This window comes from Streptomyces sp. NBC_01233 (genome assembly GCF_035989305.1).
In the GTDB taxonomy this organism is placed as follows: domain Bacteria; phylum Actinomycetota; class Actinomycetes; order Streptomycetales; family Streptomycetaceae; genus Streptomyces.
In genome coordinates, this window is the sequence record NZ_CP108514.1 from 6,454,112 (window position 1) to 6,470,613 (window position 16,502).

The 16,502-nt window shown below is 71.0% G+C and carries 15 protein-coding genes and 2 pseudogenes; 12 read left to right on the forward strand and 5 right to left on the reverse strand.

The window, feature by feature from the left end:
- Positions 1 to 86: 86 nt before the first annotated feature.
- Positions 87 to 2,459 carry a glycogen debranching protein GlgX gene (gene glgX, locus OG332_RS30885; protein WP_442816234.1) on the reverse strand — a complete coding sequence of 791 codons (2,373 nt, stop codon included), beginning with the start codon at positions 2,457 to 2,459 and terminating at the stop codon, positions 87 to 89.
- Positions 2,460 to 2,641: 182 nt separating this feature from the next.
- Between glgX and OG332_RS30890 the strand changes: the two genes are divergently transcribed.
- The 8 genes from OG332_RS30890 (at position 2,642) to OG332_RS30925 (ending at position 11,081) form a co-directional block, all read left to right on the forward strand.
- Complete coding sequence (locus OG332_RS30890) at positions 2,642 to 3,862, forward strand: L,D-transpeptidase (protein ID WP_327419435.1); 1,221 nt, start codon at positions 2,642 to 2,644, stop codon at positions 3,860 to 3,862.
- Between the two features lie 229 nt (positions 3,863 to 4,091).
- Positions 4,092 to 4,946, forward strand: a complete 855-nt coding sequence (locus tag OG332_RS30895) for an MSCRAMM family protein (RefSeq protein WP_327416533.1) — start codon at positions 4,092 to 4,094, stop codon at positions 4,944 to 4,946.
- A gap of 97 nt (positions 4,947 to 5,043) precedes the next feature.
- A complete protein-coding gene (locus OG332_RS30900; protein ID WP_327416534.1) occupies positions 5,044 to 5,751 on the forward strand; it encodes a L,D-transpeptidase family protein in 708 nt (235 codons plus the stop codon).
- Positions 5,752 to 5,874: 123 nt separating this feature from the next.
- A complete protein-coding gene (locus OG332_RS30905; protein ID WP_442816235.1) occupies positions 5,875 to 7,116 on the forward strand; it encodes a L,D-transpeptidase in 1,242 nt (413 codons plus the stop codon).
- An 86-nt stretch (positions 7,117 to 7,202) separates the two neighbouring features.
- A complete protein-coding gene (locus OG332_RS30910; protein WP_327416535.1) occupies positions 7,203 to 7,970 on the forward strand; it encodes an enoyl-CoA hydratase/isomerase family protein in 768 nt (255 codons plus the stop codon).
- Between the two features lie 241 nt (positions 7,971 to 8,211).
- Positions 8,212 to 8,724: an ATP-binding protein gene (locus OG332_RS30915; RefSeq protein ID WP_327416536.1), complete on the forward strand. Its 513-nt coding sequence runs from the start codon at positions 8,212 to 8,214 to the stop codon at positions 8,722 to 8,724.
- 366 nt (positions 8,725 to 9,090) lie between these two features.
- The gene (locus OG332_RS30920; RefSeq protein WP_327416537.1) at positions 9,091 to 9,897 is read left to right on the forward strand and encodes a polysaccharide deacetylase family protein; all 807 of its coding nucleotides are present in this window, start codon (positions 9,091 to 9,093) and stop codon (positions 9,895 to 9,897) included.
- A complete protein-coding gene (locus OG332_RS30925) occupies positions 9,894 to 11,081 on the forward strand; it encodes a YncE family protein (RefSeq protein ID WP_327416538.1) in 1,188 nt (395 codons plus the stop codon). Before OG332_RS30920 ends, OG332_RS30925 begins: the two co-directional genes overlap by 4 nt.
- A gap of 91 nt (positions 11,082 to 11,172) precedes the next feature.
- Here OG332_RS30925 and OG332_RS30930 read toward each other — a convergent pair whose 3' ends face one another.
- From OG332_RS30930 to OG332_RS30945, 3 genes and pseudogenes are all read right to left on the reverse strand, one after another.
- Entirely contained in the window at positions 11,173 to 12,249 is a 1,077-nt protein-coding gene (locus OG332_RS30930; protein WP_327416539.1) for a cytochrome P450, read from the reverse strand.
- The gene (locus OG332_RS30935) at positions 12,246 to 12,413 is read right to left on the reverse strand and encodes a hypothetical protein (protein ID WP_327416540.1); all 168 of its coding nucleotides are present in this window, start codon (positions 12,411 to 12,413) and stop codon (positions 12,246 to 12,248) included. The genes OG332_RS30930 and OG332_RS30935 overlap by 4 nt, the downstream gene beginning before the upstream one ends.
- Positions 12,394 to 13,160 (reverse strand): annotated as a pseudogene (locus tag OG332_RS30945) (tRNA-dependent cyclodipeptide synthase). The gene OG332_RS30935 and the pseudogene OG332_RS30945 overlap by 20 nt, the downstream one beginning before the upstream one ends.
- Before the next feature lie 255 nt (positions 13,161 to 13,415).
- Between OG332_RS30945 and OG332_RS30950 the strand changes: the two are divergent.
- Positions 13,416 to 13,628: an EF-hand domain-containing protein gene (locus tag OG332_RS30950; RefSeq protein WP_327416543.1), complete on the forward strand. Its 213-nt coding sequence runs from the start codon at positions 13,416 to 13,418 to the stop codon at positions 13,626 to 13,628.
- 54 nt (positions 13,629 to 13,682) lie between these two features.
- On the opposite strand, the gene OG332_RS30955 is transcribed toward OG332_RS30950, so the two are convergent.
- The gene (locus OG332_RS30955; protein ID WP_327416544.1) at positions 13,683 to 14,231 is read right to left on the reverse strand and encodes a PadR family transcriptional regulator; all 549 of its coding nucleotides are present in this window, start codon (positions 14,229 to 14,231) and stop codon (positions 13,683 to 13,685) included.
- 42 nt (positions 14,232 to 14,273) lie between these two features.
- On the opposite strand from OG332_RS30955, the gene OG332_RS30960 reads away from it, so the two are divergent.
- From OG332_RS30960 to OG332_RS30970, 3 genes and pseudogenes are all read left to right on the forward strand, one after another.
- Entirely contained in the window at positions 14,274 to 15,050 is a 777-nt protein-coding gene (locus tag OG332_RS30960; RefSeq protein WP_327416545.1) for a flavodoxin family protein, read from the forward strand.
- A gap of 39 nt (positions 15,051 to 15,089) precedes the next feature.
- Positions 15,090 to 15,734: pseudogene (locus tag OG332_RS30965) on the forward strand (dihydrofolate reductase family protein).
- Positions 15,735 to 15,954: 220 nt separating this feature from the next.
- The gene (locus tag OG332_RS30970; RefSeq protein WP_327416546.1) at positions 15,955 to 16,458 is read left to right on the forward strand and encodes a hypothetical protein; all 504 of its coding nucleotides are present in this window, start codon (positions 15,955 to 15,957) and stop codon (positions 16,456 to 16,458) included.
- Positions 16,459 to 16,502 lie beyond the last annotated feature (44 nt).

Genomic DNA, 16,502 nt, shown 5'->3' on the forward strand with positions numbered 1-16,502 from the left:
GAACGTGAGGGGCGTTCCGGATGTCCGCGGACGCCCGGAGGCGCCCCGTCGGGTCCGCGGCGGCGCGCGGGGCGGCCGCCGCCCCCTCACGCGGACGGCTCCCGCGGCGGGGACCCGCAGACCCGGAACAGCAGGACCGAGCGGGCCGGGACCGTCAGCGTCTCCCCGCCGCGGTGACGGGTCCCGGGCGCCACGGACTGGCTCTCCAGGGAGGTGTCCAGGACGAGCTCGTACGCCTGCGCCCACGGCGCCCCCGGCAGGACCCACGCCAGCGGCCGGTCCCCGGTGTGCAGCAGCGCGAGGAAGCTGTCGTCCGTCACCTGCCGGCCCCGCTCGTCACGGCCCGGGATGTCCCGCCCCGACAGGAACATCCCGAGGGCGGCGGCCGGCGCGTACCAGTCCCGCTCCGTCATCTCCGCGCCCGCCGGCGTGAACCAGGCCAGGTCCCGCAGCCCGTCCGCCCCCTGCGGCCGTCCCGAGAAGAACGCCCGCCGCCGCAGCACCGGATGGGCCTGCCGCAGCGAGATCAGCCGCTCCGTCAGCGCGAACAGCTCCCGCCACGCCGGGTCCTCCAGCAGCGACCAGTCCACCCACCCCGTCTCGTTGTCCTGGCAGTAGGCGTTGTTGTTGCCGCCCTGCGTGCGCCCGAACTCGTCGCCCGCCACCAGCATCGGAACCCCCGTCGACAGCAGCAGGGTGGTCAGCAGGTTGCGCAGCTGGCGGCGGCGCAGCACCCCGATCCGGGCGTCGTCGCTCTCGCCCTCGGCCCCGCAGTTCCACGAGCGGTTGTCGTTGGTCCCGTCCCGGTTCCCCTCCCCGTTCTCCTCGTTGTGCTTGCGCTCGTAGGACACCAGGTCGCGCAGGGTGAAACCGTCGTGCGCGGTCACGAAGTTCACCGAGGCGTACGGGCGCCGCCCGCCCCATGCGTACAGGTCGCTCGACCCCGACAGCCGGTACCCGAGATCCCGTACGTCGGGCAGCGCGCCCCGCCAGAAGTCCCGTACGGCATCCCGGTAGCGGTCGTTCCACTCCGTCCACAGCGGGGGGAACGCGCCCACCTGGTAGCCGCCCGAGCCCACGTCCCACGGTTCGGCGATCAGCTTCACCCGCCGCAGCACCGGGTCCTGGGCGATCACCGCCAGGAACGGGGACAGCATGTCCACGTCGTGCATCGAGCGGGCCAGCGCCGCCGCCAGGTCGAAGCGGAAGCCGTCCACCCCCATCTCCGTCACCCAGTAGCGCAGGGAGTCCGTGATGAGGCGCAGCACGTGCGGGCGCCCGGCGTGCAGGGTGTTCCCGCAGCCCGTGTAGTCGGCGTAGCGGCGCTGGTCGGACTGGAGCCGGTAGTAGCCCCGGTTGTCGATCCCGCGCAGCGACAGGGTCGGGCCCAGCTCGCCCGCCTCCGCCGTGTGGTTGTAGACCACGTCGAGGATCACCTCGATGCCCGCCGCGTGCAGGGCCCGGACCATCCGCTTGAACTCCCCGACCTGCTGGCCGGTCGTCCCGCTCGACGAGTACCCCGCGTGCGGGGCGAAGTAGCCGACCGAGTTGTAGCCCCAGTGGTTGCGCAGTCCCCGGCGCAACAGGTGGTCCTCGTGCGCGAACTGGTGCACCGGCAGCAGCTCGACCGCCGTGACGCCCAGCGTCGTCAGGTGCTCGACCGCCGCGGGATGGGCGAGTCCCGCGTACGTGCCGCGCAGTGCCTCCGGAACACCCGGATGGCGCATCGTGAAGCCGCGCACGTGCAGCTCGTAGATCACCGAATCGGCCCACGGGGTCTTCGGCCGGACGTCGTCCGCCCAGTCGTCGTCATCGTGGACGACCACGCCCTTCGGGACGTACGGCGCCGAGTCCCGGTCGTCGCGCACGGTGTCCGCGATGTACTGCTGCGGCCAGTCCCGGACGTGCCCGTACACCTCCGGCGGCAGGGTGAAGTCCCCGTCGACGGCCCGGGCGTACGGGTCCAGGAGCAGCTTCGCCGGATTGAACCGGGCGCCCGTCCAGGGGTCCCAGCGCCCGTGCACCCGGAATCCGTACCGCTGCCCGGGACGCACGCCCGTCACGAAGCCGTGCCAGATCTCGTGCGTGAGCTCGGTGAGCGAGCACCGGGTCTCCGCTCCCTCGGCGTCGAACAGGCACAGCTCCACCGCCTCCGCGCCCTGCGCCCACAGGGCGAAGTTGGTGCCCGCGGTCCCGTCCGGACCGTGGTGGAACCGGGCGCCCAGGGGATGCGAGGACCCCGGCCACACCGCTGGTCCCGGGCGCGTGTGGGTCCGTAACACCTGCCCCCTGACCTGGCCGTTCGGATGGCCGCCCGGACGGCCGTTCGACTGATCGCCGTTCGGTCGTCCGTCCGGATGGCCGTCGACCGGCGGTACGGGCGCGGCCTGGCCGCCCCGCACCGCATCGACGGCGTTGCCGACGGCTTCCACCGCCTCTTGCTCGGCTGCGCTCGACACTGCCCGCCTCCACGGCTCCTGGGTACCTGCGGGGGGAGGGGGAGTGCGGCCCCGGCGTCCCGGCCTGGGCCCGCCCCCGTCTGGTCCTTCACACTGTTCTGCCCTGACTGTTCTGCCCGGAACGTGCCACGCCCTCACGTTTCCCCCGGAGGGGCCCGGTCGTTGGAGGGATCGTGACACTTCTGACGAGGCGGGCAGGGGCGGGCTTGGCCGCCGTGGCGGCATGGGCGGGCCTGCTGGGCGGGCTGGCCGGATGCACCCAGGACGGCAAGTCGCCGGTCGAGATCCAGCTGCCCGGCAAACCCCGCTCGCCGGACGAGGCCATCCGGATCACCCCCGACGACAACGCCAAGGGGGTCCAGGGCGACGCGCGGCTGACGGTCACCGTGCCGGAGGGCCGGCTGGAGCGGGTCGTCGTCACCAAGGTGGAGGACGCGCAGGAGGAGGAGGTCCCCGGCTCCATCGCCGCCGACGGGCTCAGCTGGAGCCCCGACCCGGCCTCCGGCCGGCTCGCACTCGCGGCCAAGTACACCGTGGACGCCGTCGCCCTCGACGGGCACAACCGCCGCCAGGCCCGGCACACCACCTTCACCACCTACGTTCCCGAGGAGCGGTTCATCGGCTACTTCAAGCCCGAGAACCGCTCCACCGTCGGCACCGGCATGATCGTCTCCTTCAAGTTCAACCGCCCGATCGAACGCCGTGCGGAGGTGGAACGGGCCATCACCGTCACCTCCGACCCGGCCGTGCAGGTCATCGGCCACTGGTTCGGCCGCGAGCGGCTCGACTTCCGGCCCAGGGAGTACTGGAAGGCCGGCACCAAGGTCACCGTGAAGATGGACCTGCGCGACGTTGAGGGCGCGCCCGGTTCGTACGGCATCCAGTCCAAGACCGTCACCTTCACCGTCGGCCGCTCCCAGATCTCCCGGGTGGACGCGGCCGCGCACACCATGGAGGTCCGCCGGGACGGGGAGCTGCTGTCGACCGTGCCCGTCAGCGCCGGGGCGCCCAAGACCACCACGTACAACGGGAAGATGGTGGTGATGGAGCTCTTCGACGTCACCCGCATGAACGGCCAGACCGTCGGCTTCGGCGGCGAGTACGACATCCCCGACGTCCCGCACGCCATGCGGCTCACCTCCTCCGGGACCTTCCTGCACGGGAACTACTGGTCCAGCCCCGACACCTTCGGCACCACCAACGTGAGTCACGGCTGCGTGGGCCTGCGCGACGACAAGGGCGGCGGCTCCGACACCCCGGCCGGCTGGTTCTTCGACCGGACCCTGATCGGGGACGTGGTGGAGGTCGTCAACTCGCAGGACAAGACGGTCGCCGCCGACAACGGGCTGGGCGGCTGGAACATGTCCTGGGCGGACTGGGTCGCCGGTTCCGCCATCGTCTGAACGCCGCACGGAGCGCCCGCACGGGTGACTCGTGTGATCGGAATGCCGTAGCGGAGAGTGTCCGCGCCCCGATCCGCCGGCCCCTGCCCCCAGCCTGTCAGGGCGCATCAGGGAGCGGGAAGCGGGCGGAGCGTCATGTCGGCAAGGGACCGGACCCCGACCGCTGGACCGGCCGCCCCGGCTCCGGTGCGAGCATCCGCGGGCGGCCCCGTACGACGGACGGAGTGGCATGACAGCCTGGACGACGAGGGCGTGGCCGATCGGACTCGCCGCCGCGGTGGTGATCGGCGCGGCGGCGCCGGCCCGTGCCGCGCCGCCCGCTGCGGCGGCCGGCACCGCCCGGGTGGTGCTGCGCAGCACGGACCCGGACACCGGAGCGCCCCTGTCCGGGGCCCGGTTCGAGCTGTGGCGCGAGACCAACGACCTGGCGGGGCCACAGCGCACCGGTCAGGCCCCGGACGAACGGCAGGACGGCGTCTGCGTGACCGACGCGAAGGGCACCTGCACGGTGGAGCTCGCGACCGGCGAGGCGTACTACTGGGTGCAGATCGCGGTCCCCGCCGGCTACGAGCGGCCGGACGAACCGTTCACCGGCTTCAACCTGGGTGAGGCCGCCGCCAGGGACGGGCTCGTCGTCAACGTCGCGAACCGGCGGGAGGGTGCTGCGTACAGCGGCGCGATCCGGGTCCGGACGAAGGACGGCAAGACCCGTTCGCCGCTGCCCGGCGCGGTGTTCGAGCTCTGGAAGGAGACCAACGGCACCGCCCGCCTCCAGACCGGGGGCGTCGACGCCGACCAGCGGGCGAGGCCGGGCTGCGCCACCGACGCCGACGGCACCTGCGACTTCGGCAGGCTCGCCGACGGCCCGTACTTCCTGGTGGAGACGGACGTCGCCGAGGGCTACGTGCTGCCGGAGGACCCGGTGACCGGCCCCCTGCTGCTGGACGGGACGGTCGGCCGGCGGCTCGTGGTCACCTTCCACAACAAGCGCCACGAGCGGATCCCCGCCGTGGACGAGCCCGAGGGCAAGCAGGACGACGGCCGCCGGGCCCGGGACGCGCGCACCGGTGCGCCGGTGGAGTGACCCCCTCACCCGGCCGGCGCATCAGCGCGAGCCGGACCCCCGCCCGAAGGGTTGGCTGGGCCGCGACCGTCGAGCTCGCAGACCCGAGGAGGTCCGGATGGCCGGACGTCAGGGGACAGGTCCGACAGTACGCGTGGCCGCACTCGGCGCCCTGCTCGCACTGGCGGGCCTGCATCCGTCCCAGGCTGCGGCCGCCCCGGCGGAACCGGAGAGCGCGTGCGTGGCGGGCACCGGCCCCTACCAACGGGAGCTGGAGAACCACCTGGGCCGGCCGGTCGACGGGGTGCAGTCCTCGGCGGACTGCCACGCCGTCCGCGCCTTCCAGCGCGCGAACGGCGTCACTCCCGCCCACGGCTACCCGGGCCTGTCCACCTACCGCACGATGCTCGTCGTGACCGCCCGTCCCGACCCCAACGCCGCGGGCGACTGCCCCGTCCGCGAACACCGCGTCACCTGTGTCGACATGGACCGTCAGCTGCTGTGGGTGCAGAGGGGCGACAAGGTCGTCCTCCCGCCCGTGCCCATCCGCACCGGCCGCGACTACCAGGAGACCCGGCCCGGCTGGCACGAGGTGTACTGGCGCAGCAAGGACCACGTTTCCTCGCTGTACGGCTCACCCATGCCGTACGCCCAGTTCTTCGACGGGGGCCAGGCGCTGCACGGCACGCCGGGCTCCCTTTACGGAGGCGGTGGTTCCGCCGGCTGCGTCAACCTCACCGAGCCGGACGCGGAGCGCCTCTGGGGCCTGCTCACCGAGGGCGACGCCGTCTACGTCTGGGGCACCAAACCCGGCACCGAGGACTGACCCGCAAGCCGTCCCGGCCGACGCGCGGCAGTTGGGACGGAACGGTGACAAGACCGTGGCTCATCGTGATCTGCCCATGTGATTTCCTGTCGACAAGCGCGCGACTGTCCGCGCGCGGGGGACATGGGGAGAACAAGAGTGAACCTGCAGCCGATACGCGGCCGCGCCCGCACCGGCCTGCCGGCCCTTCTGCTGGGGGCGGCCCTGCTGTTCACCACCGCGTGCAGCGGTGGTGGCGGGAGTAACAGCAGCGGCAGCGGCGGCGACAACGCCGGGGGCGGCGCCAAGAACGGGACCGAGGCGTCGAAGGCAGTCGTCAGCGTCAAGCCCGACGACGGGGCCAAGGAGGTCGCCACCAGCGGCGTCCTGAAGATTTCCAGCACCGGCGGCAAGCTCACCACGGTGACCGTCGCCGACACCAAGGGCAACGCGGTCGAGGGCAAGCTCACCGACGACGGGGCGAACTGGGAGCCGGCCCGTCACCTGGCCTCCGCCACCGAGTACAAGGTGCACGCGGTCGCCAAGGACGAGGCCGGCCGGGAGTCCGCCAAGGACACCACCTTCACCACCCTGACGCCGACCAACACCTTCGTGGGCCACTACACGCCCGAGGACGGCGCGACCGTCGGCGTGGGCATGCCGGTCTCGATCAACTTCACCCGTGGGATCACCAACCCCGAGGCCGTCGAGAAGGCCATCACCGTGACCGCCGAGCCGGCCGTGCCGGTCGAGGGCCACTGGTTCGGCAACGACCGCCTGGACTTCCGCCCCGAGAAGTACTGGGCCGCGGGCACCAAGGTCACCGTGAAGCTCGCCCTCGACGGAGTCGAAGGCCGCCCGGGCGTCTACGGCAAGCAGACCCGTACGGTCACCTTCACCGTCGGCCGCTCCCAGGTCTCCACGGTGGACGCGAGCGAGAAGGAGATGCAGGTCGTCCGTGACGGCCAGGTCATCAAGACCCTCCCGATCACCGCGGGCGCCCCGTCGACCACCACCTACAACGGGCAGATGGTCATCAGCGAGAAGTACAAGGTCACGCGGATGAACGGCGCGACCGTGGGCTTCGGCGGCGAGTACGATATCTCCGACGTCCCGCACGCGATGCGCCTGTCGCAGTCGGGCACCTTCGTCCACGGCAACTACTGGGCCTCCGCGGGCACCTTCGGCTCGGCGAACGTCAGCCACGGCTGCGTCGGCCTCAAGGACGTCCGCGGCGCCGGCGACGACAACCAGCCCGCCGCCTGGTTCTTCAACGAGTCCCTGATCGGCGACGTGGTCGTCGTGAAGAACTCCAAGGACAAGCAGATCGCCCCGGACAACGGCCTCAACGGCTGGAACATGGACTGGGCGGAGTGGATCAAGTAAGCGGGTCCCGTACCCCGTGAAGTGGCCCGGTGCTGTGACCCACAGCACCGGGCCACTTCACGTTAACCGGCGCTAACCTGGCCCGTATGACCCTCTCTCTCGAAGTCTCCGAAGGCGTCGGCACCATCCGCCTGGACCGGCCGCCCATGAACGCCCTGGACATCGCCACCCAGGACCGGCTGCGCGAGCTCGCGGTGGAGGCGACCGACCGGGCCGACGTCCGCGCGGTCATCATCTACGGCGGCGAGAAGGTGTTCGCGGCGGGCGCGGACATCAAGGAGATGCAGACGATGGACCACGCGGCGATGGTCGCCCGGTCCCGCGCGCTCCAGGACGCCTTCACCGCCGTCGCCCGCATCCCCAAGCCGGTCGTCGCTGCCATCACCGGCTATGCGCTGGGCGGTGGTTGCGAGCTCGCGTTGTGCGCCGACTACCGGATCGCCGCGGACAACGCGAAGCTCGGCCAGCCCGAGATCCTGCTCGGCCTGATCCCGGGCGCGGGCGGCACCCAGCGGCTGTCCCGGCTGGTCGGCCCGTCCAAGGCCAAGGACCTGATCTTCACCGGACGCATGGTGAAGGCCGACGAGGCGCTCACCCTGGGCCTGGTCGACCGGGTCGTGCCCGCCGCCGAGGTGTACGAGCAGGCGCACGCCTGGGCCGCCAAGCTGGCACAGGGGCCGGCGATGGCGCTGCGCGCCGCCAAGGAGTGCGTGGATGTCGGCCTGGAGGCGGACATCGACACCGGTCTCACCATCGAACGCAACTGGTTCGCGGGCCTGTTCGCCACCGAGGACCGCGAGCGCGGCATGCGCAGCTTCGTCGAAGAGGGCCCGGGCAAGGCGAAGTTCGTCTGAGCGCGGCACCGGTCCTCCCTGTGGGTGGATTAGCCAGGCCTTAAGGGAGCCTTAAGCGGAAACGGTGATCCACTCGCGGTGATCAATTCCCTGCGATGTGTCACCGCAGGTCAAACTGGGTATTGGGGCTCCCCTATTGCCTCCCGCATATGACAGGGCGCCCCCTTGGATTCGTTGAATCCGGGGGGTGTTTTCCTCTGGAACGGCCCGGAGGGGCAGGTCGGCCGTCCATGATGGGTGCATGGCGGGCCTGGAGGGTGTGGAACAGCCGCGGCAGCGCGGCAGCGCTTCGGCGGTACGGCTCACGGCGGCTCCCGAGGACGAACAGGGCCTCAAGGCGCTCGAGTCGTACGGGAATCCGGCCGAGGCGGAAGTGACGCTGCCGTCCATGCCGGAGTCGGCGAGCACGGCGCGCCGGCTCACCCAGTGCGTGGTGGTCCGCCTCTGGGGTCTCTCGCCGCAGATCGCCGAACACGCCGTCCTGCTGGTCTCGGAGCTCGTCGGCAACGCGGTGCGGCACACCGGCGCCCGCTCCTTCGGTTTACGCATGCTGCGCCGCCGCGGCTGGATCCGGGTGGAGGTGCGCGATCCCTCGCGCGGGCTGCCCTGTCTGATGCCGGTCCACGAACTCGACACCACGGGCCGCGGCCTCTTCCTCGTCGACAAGCTGTCCGACCGCTGGGGCGCCGACCTGCTGCCGCGCGGCAAGATCACCTGGTTCGAGATGCGGGTCGCCGACCGCCAGAACGCCTGAAGCCCCCGGGCGCCGAGATGGGGCGGTGTGGGGGCTTCGTGGGTGCGCCGAGGATCGAAGGGGGTGTGATCCTCGGCGTGGTGACTTCGCTCGGGTCAATTGGGGAAGTCGTGCATCCGACTATGGCAGACGAGGGTCCAAACGCCAAAAGTCCCTAGTTGGACATAAGTGTGCAAATCGTAAGACTTTCTAGCTAAATCCTAGGTGAGGTGGGCCACTCGCCTCGCATTCGATGAATAACTATCGGAACCTCTGAGTAAATCGTTGATCACGTAGAGGATTGACCACCCGCTCGGCCTCTTCGGGTGAACGTCCCGAATTGGGTCAATCATTACCTTCCGGGTCATCCACCTCTTAAATGGGCAAGTGCTCTCACATCCAGGCCGCCGCGCGGCCCTGCGCGGGGCCCTGCGTGCGGCCGGTCTCGGAGCGGCCGGCGCCGCGGTGGCGGGCCTGACCGCCGCCTGCGGACCGGGCCGCCCCGCCACCGCGTCCTCCGCTCCGCCCCCCGGCCCCGCCAGGCCGGACCGGCCCGCCAAGGCGGCCGCCGCCCCGCGCCGGTTCGCCGGGCAGCCCGTGGAGATCGGCCACGGCCCGCGCGACCGCCCCGGGGTAGCCCTCACCTTCCACGGCAACGGCGACCCCGCCATCGCCAAAGCGGTCCTGGCCGAGGCCGAACGCGGGGGCGCGCGGGTCACCGTACTGGCGATCGGCAGCTGGCTCGACGCCCACCCGGACATGGCCCGCCGCGTCCTCGACGGCGGCCACGAGCTCGGCAACCACACCCAGCGCCACCTCGCGGTCAACGACCTCCCCGAGGCCGAGGCCTACGCCGAGATCACCGGCTGCGCCCAGCGGCTCAAGCGGCTCACCGGCTCCATCGGCACCTGGTTCCGGCCCTCCCAGACGCAGTACGCGACCCCGCTCGTCCAGAAACTGGCCCAGCGGGCCGGCTATCCGCACGTCCTCTCGTACGACGTGGACTCCCTCGACTTCACCTCGCCCGGCGCCGCGGCCGTCATCCGCACCGTCACCGGGACGATCCAAGGCGGATCGGTGGTGAGCCTGCACTTCGGCTACGCGGACACGGTCGACGCGATGCCTCCCCTCCTCGAAGAACTCGCGCGCCGCAAGCTGCGCGCGGTGACCACCACGGAGCTGCTGACCCAATGACGACCACCCGCCTTCCCCGGAAGGTCACCGTGCTGCTGGCCGGTCTGGTCCTCGCCGCCCTGGCCGGCTGCGGAGCAGCCGAAAAGGGGCCTGCCGAGGCGCTCGGCACCAAGGGCCCGGCCAAGCCCGTCAAGGCCGTCCCGGCCCTCCCTCCCGGCCTGCCCGGCATGCCTCCGGTCCTCGATCCGAAGGACGTCTACGCCGCGGACCGGCCGAACAAGCTCTCCCCGGTGGTCAAGGACTTCCCGTCGCGCGTCTACGTGCCGAACACCAACTCCAACACGGTGTCCGTCATCGACCCGGTGACCTACCAGGTCATCGACACCATCCCGGTCGGCGTCCAGCCCCAGCACGTGGTGCCCTCCTGGGACATGAAGACCCTGTGGGTCAACAACAACCGCGGCCACACGCTCACCCCCATCAACCCGGCCACCGGCGAGGCCGGAAAGCCGGTCGAGGTGCACGACCCGTACAACCTGTACTTCACGCCGAACGGCAAGTACGCGATCGTCATGGCCTCGATGGACAAGGAGCTCGTCTTCCGCGATCCGCACACGATGGACCGCGTGAAGACCGTCCCGGTGACCTGCTACGGCGTCAACCACGCGGACTTCTCCGCCGACGGCCGCTACTTCATCGTGAGCTGCGAGTTCTCCGGCGAACTCCTCAAGGTCGACACCGAGCGGATGGAGGTCATCGGCCAGCAGAAACTGCCGTTCGAGGGCGCGATGCCGCAGGACGTCAAGATCTCGCCGGACGGGAAGACCTTCTACGTCGCCGACATGATGGCGCACGGCATGTGGGTGCTCAGCGGCGACACCTTCGAGACCCCCAAGCTGCTGCCCACCGGCAAGGGCTGCCACGGCCTGTACGTGAGCCGCGACTCCAAGGAGATGTACGTCTCCAACCGCGGCGAGGGCACGATCTCGGTCTTCAACTTCCCCGAGAACAGGCTCACCAAGAAGTGGACGCTGCCGGACGGCGGCAGCCCCGACATGGGCGGGGTCTCGGCCGACGGCAAGGTGCTGTGGCTGTCGGGCCGCTACAACTCCGAGGTGTACGCGATCGACACCGTGACCGGCAAGCAGCTCGCCCGCATCCCGGTCGGCGGCGGCCCGCACGGGCTCGCGGTCTACCCGCAGCCCGGCCGTTACTCGCTCGGCCACACCGGGATCTTCCGGTAGCCGAAGGCTCCACACCCGAAGGACGTGACGACGGTGCCCCGGGAGCTCGCACAACTCCCAGGGCACCGTCACCGACCCGTCGGGCCACGGACTACCAGGCGACCGGAAGGCGCTCCGGAGGCCGCTTGATGAAGTCCGTGCACCAGACGAGGTTCTCGGCGGGCACCGCGAGGCGCAGCCCGGGCAGCCGCTCGACCAGCACCTCCAGCGCGATCTCGGCGTGTGCCCGGCCCGGCGCGGAGGCAGGGCAGAAGTGGCGCCCGGCGCCGAAGGCGGGATGGGCGTTCGGGCTCTCGCACTCCAGGTCCAGCTCGTCCGGGTGCTCGAAGGCCTCCGGGTCGAAGTTGGCCCCCTCCAGGAGGACGAGGACGAGCTCGCCCTCCTTCACCGGCACGTCGCCGACCCGGACGTCCGCCAGGGCGATGCGCGGCAGGCCGTCGCCGACGGACAGGTTCCAGCGCAGCAGCTCGTCGACCGCCTTGCCCGTCCGCTCCGGGTGCTCGCGCAGGTACCCGATCAGCTCGGGCCTCTGGAGCAGCGCCAGGACCGCGAGGGTGAGGAACGCCGAGGTGGAGACCGCGCCCGCGCCGAAGAGCGAGACGGCGACCGTCGCGAACATGTCGTCGGTCAGATGGGCCGACTCCGGGTCCGCCTCCTTCAGCCCGGCGAACCTCCCGAGGAGCCCCGTACGCTCCTCGGGGGCCAGGCCGAGCCGGACGCCCAGCTGCTCGGCGAAGTAGCCCACGTCCTTATACCAGTTGAGGGCCGAGTCGGCGAACGGCTCGCGCGCGGTCATGAACGCGACGTCCAGCCCCGACATCAGCCGGCGTGGGTCCTCGAAGGGCACCCCGGGCACCTGGCAGTGCAGGGCCGCCGAGAAGGGGTCGGCGAACCCCGCCCGGAGGTCGGCCGGGCCGCCGTCGGCCACGATCCGGTCGATGAGCCGGCCGGCCTTGGCCCGCAGCAGGTCCTGCAGCCCCTTCCGGCGCGGATGGAGCGCCTTCATCACGGCGTTGCGCAGGCCGGCGCTGTTGATGTCGCCCATGGTGTCGACGACCTCGGGCGGGATCGTCAGCGCGTACGGGCGCGGGACCCCGGCGTTCGCCGTGTCCTTGAGGCTGAAGCGCTCGTCCTCCAGCACCTGCTTGGCCAGCGCGTAGCTGCTCACCAGCCAGGCCGGGTCCCCGGTGAGGGTGCGGACCCCGGCGACGGGGCCTTCTCGCGCAGCCGGCCGCACTCCTCGGGGAGCACGTCACCGCGCCGTGAGAGCGGGAAGTCGAGGAGCGGCTGAGGCTCCCGGCCCTCCCGGCCCTCAAACTGCTCGACGCTCACCGACGGTCCTTTCGGCCGGTGCGTGGTGCACGGTGTCCTGGGGTGCGGTGGCCGTGGCGGGCTCGGGCCGTACGACGGCGTAGGCCTGGTTGCGGGTCGCGCGCAGGCCCCCGCCGCGTGCGAAGAGGGCATCGGTCAGCGGCATCTCGACGTGGTAGGCCGCCACCGAGGACGGCACGTCGAGAATGCTCGGGTGTCCACGAAGAACGGGAGCTCGGCCGCCATGTAATCGAAACAGACCTGCAACTGGTGGTCTGTGATCGATTCACCTTCCGGCACCTTGGACCCGATAAAGTGCAGGGCCATCTTCTCGCAGCCCTTGCGGAATTCGCCGTCGGTTTCCAGGAAATGCAGGACGCGACGGTGCAGCAGTTGGTAAACCGGGTTCGACTGGAAGTAGGACAGGGCCCGCACGCGGATATCGGCCTGCCCGGGGACCGATTCCTCCACGCCCTTGAGTATCCGCCGCCGGACCGCCTTGATTTCCTTCCCGGCGCGCCTTTCCGCGTGCTCGCGGGTGTAGCCGAAAGCGGCGAACATTCGGTCCACATGGAGGTCGGCGTAGACGAAGTCGACCTGTGCGAAGCGGGTCTTGGCCCACTGGGCGAGGCCGGCGATGCGTTCGGAACTGAAGTAGCTGTTGCCGGGACTCACTCCGATGAGCACATGGTCGCCGTCTTCCCGGATGTGGCGGCAGGTGCGGGTGAAGGGCAGGACTTCGAATGATGCGTCAGCTGTGATCGTCACCTGTGTGGTCGCCCTTGTTGCCGCTTGTCCCTGGGAGCCCTGCGCTCCTGGTGTGGCGGCAATGCCGTTACGTTATGCCGTGGCCCCGGAGCGTGACAAGCGGAGGCCGGGATTTGTTGGCTGGAATTATCGCTTCCGTATTACGGAAGGGTAATTGAAGTTATTTCTGCCGCTCGAACGGGACCCGCGGCGGGGGCCGGCCGGGGGGACCGCTACCCTGAGCCGGTCAACAGGCATCAAGAAGGAGTGGACCCAGTGGCGGACATCGAGAACGCACGGACGACGTTCGGCAAGTTCGACGTGAACGGCGACGGCTTCGTCACGGCCGACGAGTTCAAGGCGGCCATGGCGGCCATGGGCGACCCGTTCGTCACCGGCCCGGTCGCGGACGCCGTGATCGCCGCCAAGGACGCGAACGGCGACGGCCTGCTGAGCTTCGACGAGTTCTGGGTCTCCCTGAACAAGTAGTCGGTCCCTCCGCTCCCGCCCCGCCGCCGGGGCGGGAGCGTGCGTGCGCTCGCGTCAGGCTTGCGGCCCGGACATGTCCTCGACCTCGGCGAGGGCCTCCTCCAGCCAGGTCAGCCAGAACGTCTCCAGGGCGATCCCGCCGTGCAGGACGAGCCGGCGCAGCCGGTCCTCCACGGCGTCGCGCCCCGGCGGGAAGTCCTTCTCCTCGATGGCCTCGTACTGCGCCAGCTGGCGCCGGTGCAGATCCAGATGGCGCCGCAGCTCAGGGCCGAGCCCCTGCGGCCCCACCACGCCCGCCGCCCGGATCCGCAGCAGCAGCGGGTCGCGCATCGGCTTCGGGTCCTGGCTCTCGCCGACCCACCGGGCCAGCTCGGCGCTGCCGCCGGGCAGCACCTCGTACTCCTTCTTCTGCCCCCGCACGGGCACCTCGCTGGGCAGCGCCCGGATCAGCCCGGCCTCCTCCAGCCGCCCGAGCTCGCGGTAGATCTGCTGGTGCGTCGCCGACCAGAAGTACCCGATCGACTTGTCGAACCGCCGGGTCAGCTCCAGCCCGGACGAGGGCTTCTCGAGCAGGGCGGTGAGGATGGCATGGGGGAGGGACATGGCGCCATCCTAGATTTGCGGGCGCCGCCCCATGGCCGCCCCATGGCCGCCCCGTACGGCCGCCCCCGGCTGGCGGCCGGGCCCGGCGGTGCGCAGGCTGGGGGAGTGTCCGCCGACTTCGAGTACGCCGACCTCACCGCCGTCTACGTGAACTGCACCCTCAAGCGCTCGCCCGAGACCAGCAACACCGACGGCCTGATCGCGAAGAGCCGCGCGGTCATGGAAGCGGCCGGCGCCCGCACCTCGCTCATCCGGGCCGTCGACCACGACATCGCGACCGGCGTCTGGCCGGACATGACCGAGCACGGCTGGGAGAGCGACCAGTGGCCGGTCCTCTACAGCCAGATCATGGACGCCGACATCCTCGTGCTGTGCGGCCCCATCTGGCTCGGCGACAACAGCTCCGTGATGAAGCAGGTCATCGAGCGGCTCTACGCCTGCTCCTCCCTGCTGAACGAGCAGGGCCAGTACGCCTATTACGGGCGGGTCGGCGGCGCGCTGATCACCGGCAACGAGGACGGCGTCAAGCACTGCGCCATGAACATCCTCTACAGCCTCCAGCACCTCGGCTACGTGATCCCGCCGCAGGCCGACGCGGGGTGGATCGGCGAGGCCGGACCCGGGCCGTCCTACCTCGACCCGGGCTCGGGCGGTCCCGAGAACGACTTCACCAACCGCAACACCACCTTCATGTCGTGGAACCTGATGCACCTGGCCGCCCTGCTCAAGCGCTCGGGAGGCGTCCCGGCCCACGGCAACCAGCGCTCGCTCTGGGACGCCGGCTGCCGCTTCGACTTCCCCAACCCCGAGCACCGCTGAGCCCGCGCCGCGCACGTGGCCGAACGGCTGGAGGAAGCCGTGGAACAACTGCTGAGAGTCCAGAACTTCGGCGTCTCGCGCGATGGATTCGGTGCCGGTGAGCACCAGAGCCTGGAGCGGCCGTTCGGCGACGCCGACCCCGGGGAGCTGTTCGCCTGGGCCGGAGCCACGGCGAGCTGACCCCATCGCACCGACCCCGGAGGGAGCCGGGGCCTCGACGACTACTTCACCCGGGACTTCGAGCACAACATCGGTGCCGAGATCATGGGCCGCAACAAGTTCGGGCCCCAGCGCGGGCCCTGGCGCGACCACGACTGGCGCGGCTGGTGGGGCGACGAGCCCCCGTTCCACACACCGGTGTTCGTCATGACCCACCACGAACGCCCTTCGTTCACGCTCTCCGACACCGCCTTCCACTTCGTCGACGCCGACCCGGCCACGGTCCTCGGCATGGCACGGGTAGCGGCGCGGGGCCGGGACGTCCGGCTCGGCGGCGGGGCCACCACCATCCGGGAGTTCCTCGACGCCGACCTCGTCGACACCCTGCACGTGGCGGTCGCGCCGGTGGAGTTCGGAGCCGGGGCGCGGCTCTGGGAGTCCCCCGACGAGCTGCTCGACCGGTTCCATCTCGACGTCGTGCCCAGCCCGAGCGGCGTGACGCACCACCTCTTCTGGCGGCGGTGAGCACCTGTGCCGTCCGAAGCCGCCAGAGCCGGGAGGATCTGAGACCTCCCTCTTCTCCTCCTGGTCGGCCTTCCTGCCCCGGGCGAGGAGATCCACCACGTGCGGGGCATGCGGGAGGACCGGGAGTGGTGGGCGTCCGATGCTTCCTGTGGAGCTCGGTCGAATGCGGCCCGCAGCGGTGGCGAGTCACCATCGCTTCTCGAAACGGGGGCTACGCTGGGTGGCCACGGACGAGATCTGCAACGTGCTCCCGTACGGCGAGCTCGCCGACCCGCTCGGGGCGCGCGAGGAGGCCGCGGACCGGGACAAGCGGTCCGGCCAGGGCGCCCAGGGCGCCCCGGGCGTCAAGTGCGTCCAGCCGCTCGTCGAGACCGGCCCGGCGAAGTACGGCAACGTCAAGGTGGAGCTGGACCTCGCGTACACGGAGAGCGTCGACTTCTCCGAGGACGTCTTCGCCCGGGCCCGGGGCACGGCCGAGGACATGCCCGACAGCGGCCTCACCGAGGTGAAGGGCGTCGGCAAGGAGGCCTACCGGTTCGCCTTCAACAAGCCGACCGAGCTGCGCCGGGTGCGCGCGCTGCGGCTGCGCGACGGCAACATGATGATCGACGTGACGGTCACGGCCGAGGCCCGCACACCGCCCACTGCCGAGAGCCTGAAGGCGTACGACGCGTCGGTGGACGATTTCGCCAAGGGGGTCCTCAAGGCGCTGCGCCGCGGATAGCCGATGGCGGAAACGGGAAGGGGCCCGGCGCGTACGCCGGGCCC

Coding starts and splice junctions, on each gene's coding strand:
- OG332_RS30905 (WP_442816235.1), top strand. CDS start 5,875: ATGGGGAGAACAAGAGTGAACCTGCAGCCGATACGCGGCCGCGCCCGC.
- OG332_RS30955 (WP_327416544.1), bottom strand. CDS start 14,231: ATGTCCCTCCCCCATGCCATCCTCACCGCCCTGCTCGAGAAGCCCTCG.
- OG332_RS30925 (WP_327416538.1), top strand. CDS start 9,894: ATGACGACCACCCGCCTTCCCCGGAAGGTCACCGTGCTGCTGGCCGGT.
- OG332_RS30895 (WP_327416533.1), top strand. CDS start 4,092: ATGACAGCCTGGACGACGAGGGCGTGGCCGATCGGACTCGCCGCCGCG.
- OG332_RS30960 (WP_327416545.1), top strand. CDS start 14,274: ATGGCCGCCCCGTACGGCCGCCCCCGGCTGGCGGCCGGGCCCGGCGGT.
- OG332_RS30910 (WP_327416535.1), top strand. CDS start 7,203: ATGACCCTCTCTCTCGAAGTCTCCGAAGGCGTCGGCACCATCCGCCTG.
- OG332_RS30900 (WP_327416534.1), top strand. CDS start 5,044: ATGGCCGGACGTCAGGGGACAGGTCCGACAGTACGCGTGGCCGCACTC.
- OG332_RS30915 (WP_327416536.1), top strand. CDS start 8,212: ATGGCGGGCCTGGAGGGTGTGGAACAGCCGCGGCAGCGCGGCAGCGCT.